This window comes from Geminicoccus flavidas (assembly GCF_009806515.1).
GTDB lineage: Bacteria > Pseudomonadota > Alphaproteobacteria > Geminicoccales > Geminicoccaceae > Geminicoccus > Geminicoccus flavidus.
In genome coordinates this window covers 1-3702 of the sequence record NZ_WUJP01000226.1, presented here as the reverse complement: position 1 = coordinate 3702, position 3702 = coordinate 1, and the positions used below count along the sequence as shown (strand labels likewise).

Below are 3702 nucleotides of genomic sequence, written 5' to 3'. Positions count from 1 at the left end.
CGGATTTCGCCTGCCCGATCACCTGCCCGTGCCGGCAGGGTGAAGGCCTTTTCGCCCTGCACCGTGCGGATCACGATCTCCTGGCCGGTGATCTCGCCCGCCATGATGTTCATGGGCGGCTCGCCGATGAACGAGGCGACGAACAGGTTGGCCGGCCGCTCCTTCAGGTCGGCCGGGGTCGCGAACTGCTGGAGGACGCCGCCCTCCATGACCGCGATCCGGTCGGCCAGCGCCAGCGCCTCGGTCTGGTCGTGGGTGACGAACACGGTCGTCATCTTGTGCTCGATCAGGAAGTCCTTGATCCGCGCCCGCAGGATCGCGCGCAGCTGCGGCTCGAGCTGCGACATCGGCTCGTCCAGCAGGGACAGATCGGCCCGACGGATCAGGGCGCGGGCCAGCGAGGTGCGCTGTTGCTGGCCGGCCGAGATGGTCGGCGGGTAGCGGTCCAGGATGTCGCCGATCTCGAGCAGCGACGCGATCTCGGCCACGCGCCGCTCGATCTCGGCCCTGGGCGTGCGGGCGCGCAGGAGCGCGAAGCCGACATTGTCGCGCACGGTGAGCGGCGGGTAGAGCGCATAGCCCTCGAACGCCATCGCCACGCCGCGCTCGGCCGGCGCCAGCTCGTTGAGCACGCGGCTGCCCAGCCGGATCTCGCCGCGGCTGACGTCCTCGAAGCCCGCGATCATGCGCAGGGTCGAGGTCTTGCCGCAGCCTGAGGAGCCCAAGAGGCCGACGATCTCGCCATCGCCGATCGCCATGTCGACCGAGCGGACCGCATGGACCGGCGGCTTGCCCCGGCTCTGGTAGATCTTGTCGACGGCGGTGAGGTTCAGTTCTGCCATGATGCTCTCACGCCGCGACCGGAAGACGGATGCCGGAGTCGGGCTCGAAGAACAGCGCGCGTTCGAAGTCGATCCGCGCATGGACCGCGCGGTGGCCGCGCCCGAAATTGCCCTGCTCGTGCTCCGAGCAGGTGGCGAGCAGCTCGCGATTGTCCTGCGCCTTGAGGAACAGGACGGTGCGCACGTTCAAGGGCGTCACCGCATCCAGCTCCATGGGCAGGCCGCCCTCAACCGGCTCGGTATGGACATGGATGTGCTCGGGCCTGAGGCCCATCAGGCATTCCTTGCCCTGGAGATGGCCATAGCTGCCCGGCAGGGTGATCTTGCTGCCGAACAGGTCGATCTCGACGCCATTGCCCGCGGGCCGCGGCTGCACCGGATAGAGATTGATGGTGGGATCGCCGAACAGCCGGGCGATCCGCACATCGGCCGGGTTCCTGTAGATCTCCGCCGGCCGGTCGATCTGCAGGAAGCGGCCGTCCAGCAGGACCGCCACCCGGTCGCCCAGCGCCATCGCCTCCTTGTAGTCCTGGGTCACGTAGAGAACCGAGCCGCCGAAGCTCTTCAGCAGCCGCGGCAGCTCGATGCGCATCTCGTAGCGCAGCTTGGCGTCGACGTTGCGCAGCGGGTCGTCCAGCAGCAGCACTTCCGGCCCGGCGATCAGCGCTCGGCCCAGAGCCGTGCGCTGCTTCTGGCCGTTGCTCAGCTCCTTGGGGAAGTGCTTGAGCACATGGTCGATCTTGAGTAGGCGCGCGGTCTCGTGCACGCGCCGCTCGATCTCGCTCCCGGCAAGGCCGCGCGCCCGCAGCGGGCTCGCGATGTTCTCGAAGGCCGGCATGTGCGGGTAGAGGGCGAAGTTCTGGAACGCCATGCCCACGCCGCGCTCCTCCGGGCCCTGGCCCAGGATCGACTGGCCGTTCAGCCGGACGTCGCCGCTGTCCGGCTGCATCACGCCCGACACCAGGCGCAGGAGCACGGTCTTGCCGCCGCCGGACGGGCCGAACACTACCACGGTCTCGCCGCGTTCCACCTGGAGCGATGCTTCTTTGAGCACCTGCTCCTTCTTGAAGGCGACCGAGAGCCGGTCGAGGTCGAGGAACGCCATGGCGTCAGCCCTTCACTGCGCCGAGCGACAGACCCTCGACGAGGTAGCGCTGCGCGTAGAGTGCCAGGAGGAGGGTCGGCAGGATCGACAGGATCACTGCTGCGGCGATCTGGCCGTACTGGATGCCCGACGCGGTGACGAAGGCGAGCGCACCCACGGTCACCGGCTGCTTGCCGGCGGAAGCCAGGATCAGCGCGAAGATGAAGTTGTTCCAGCAGAAGATGAAGGACAGCAGCGCTGCCGCCGCGATGCCGGGCCGGGCCAGCGGCAGGGCGATCCTGGTGAAGGTCTTCCACCAGCTATGCCCGTCGATCCGGTAGGCGTGCTCGATGTCCGGGCTGATGTCCTCGAAATAGCCGCGCACGATCCACAGGATCAGCGGCAAGGCGATCAGCTGGTAGACCCAGATCAGGCCGACATAGGTGTCGGTGAGCCCGATGTCCTGGAAGTACAGGCTGAGCGGCAGCAGGACGAGCAGCGGCGGGGCGAAGCGGAAGGACAGGAGCGTGAACGCGATGTCCTCGCTCAGGCGGAAGCGGAACCGCGCGAACGCGTAGGCCGCCGGCACGCCCAGGATCAGGGCCAGGGCCACCGAGGTCGTGGACAGGAACACGCTGTTCCACAGATTGCCCATGAACTTGATCTCGAGCACGCCCGCCGTGCTGACTAGGCGGCCGGAGATCAGCGCCCAGTAGTTGGACAGCGTCGGCTCGAACACGATCGAGGGCGGGATGCGCAGGATCTGCTCGTTGGTCTGGAAGGACATCAGCGCCACCCAGAACAACGGGAACAGGAAGAACAGTCCCACGGCCAGCAGCGCCAGGCCGCGCAGGATCTTGGTGACGGGGTTGCTACGGTCCATGTCACGCCGCTCCGCGGGCGCGCTCGCGCAGGCGCAGCCAGTGTTTGATGAAGACGTTGGAGAGGATGTAGGCGATCGCCCAGAGCACCATCAGCACGGCGGCCGAGCGGCCCACGTTGAAGTTCTGGAAGAAGTCCAGGTACGCCATGACCTGGAACACCATCAGCGTGTCGCCAGGGCCGCCCTGGGTCATCGCGTAGATGATGTCGAACTGCTGGATGCTGTCGAGCATCCGGAACAGCGCCGCGGTGATGATGTAGGGGGTGAGCATCGGCAGGGTGATGCGGAAGAACACGAAGCTCGCGGGCACCCCGTCTAGCTCCGCCGCTTCGAAGGGCTGCTTGGGCAGGCCGCGCAATCCTGCGAGCAGCAGGATCATCATGAACGGCGTGTAGACCCAGATATCGACTAGCAGCACGGTGAACAGGGCCGAGGAGGGTGCCGCCGCCCAGCGGAAATTGGTCACGCCGACCTGCTGGATCAGCCAGCTCAGGATGCCGAAGTCCGGATGGGTCATCAGCTTCCACATGAGCGAGGCGATCGCGGGCGCCACCATCAGCGGCAGGAGCAGGGCGATGCTCATGATGTTGTGCAGCGTGGACGGCCGGCGCAGCAAAAGCGCAATGCTCAGTCCCAACAGCAGCTCCAGGATCACGGTGAGTGCCGTGTAGAGCAGCGAGACCTGGACGGTGTGCCAGAAGGACGAATCGCTGAACAGGTCGATGTACTGCTGGAACCAGACGAACCCGCGCAGATAGGGCAGGTTCAGGTTGTAGCGCTGCAGGCTGTACCAGACCGCGGTGAAGAACGGGATGATGATCCCGATGCAGACGATCAGGGCCGGCAGCGACAGCAGATAGGGCAGGAGGGCGGGCCCGAGGCGGCTCTTCCTC

At 66.6% G+C, this 3702-nt stretch carries 4 protein-coding genes; all 4 read right to left on the bottom strand.

Annotated elements, in window-relative coordinates; all coding sequences use genetic code 11:
• The coding region (locus tag EQG76_RS06460) for an ABC transporter ATP-binding protein (protein ID WP_159711683.1) at positions 1 to 842 on the bottom strand (842 nt) is incomplete at its 3' end.
• Between the two features lie 7 nt (positions 843 to 849).
• The gene (locus tag EQG76_RS06455) at positions 850 to 1947 is read right to left on the bottom strand and encodes an ABC transporter ATP-binding protein (RefSeq protein WP_159711681.1); all 1098 of its coding nucleotides are present in this window, start codon (positions 1945 to 1947) and stop codon (positions 850 to 852) included.
• Between the two features lie 4 nt (positions 1948 to 1951).
• Entirely contained in the window at positions 1952 to 2809 is an 858-nt protein-coding gene (locus EQG76_RS06450; RefSeq protein ID WP_159711679.1) for a carbohydrate ABC transporter permease, read from the bottom strand.
• Between the two features lies 1 nt (position 2810).
• Positions 2811 to 3702: carbohydrate ABC transporter permease (locus tag EQG76_RS06445; RefSeq protein WP_159711677.1), on the bottom strand; the 892-nt coding region annotated here is incomplete at its 5' end.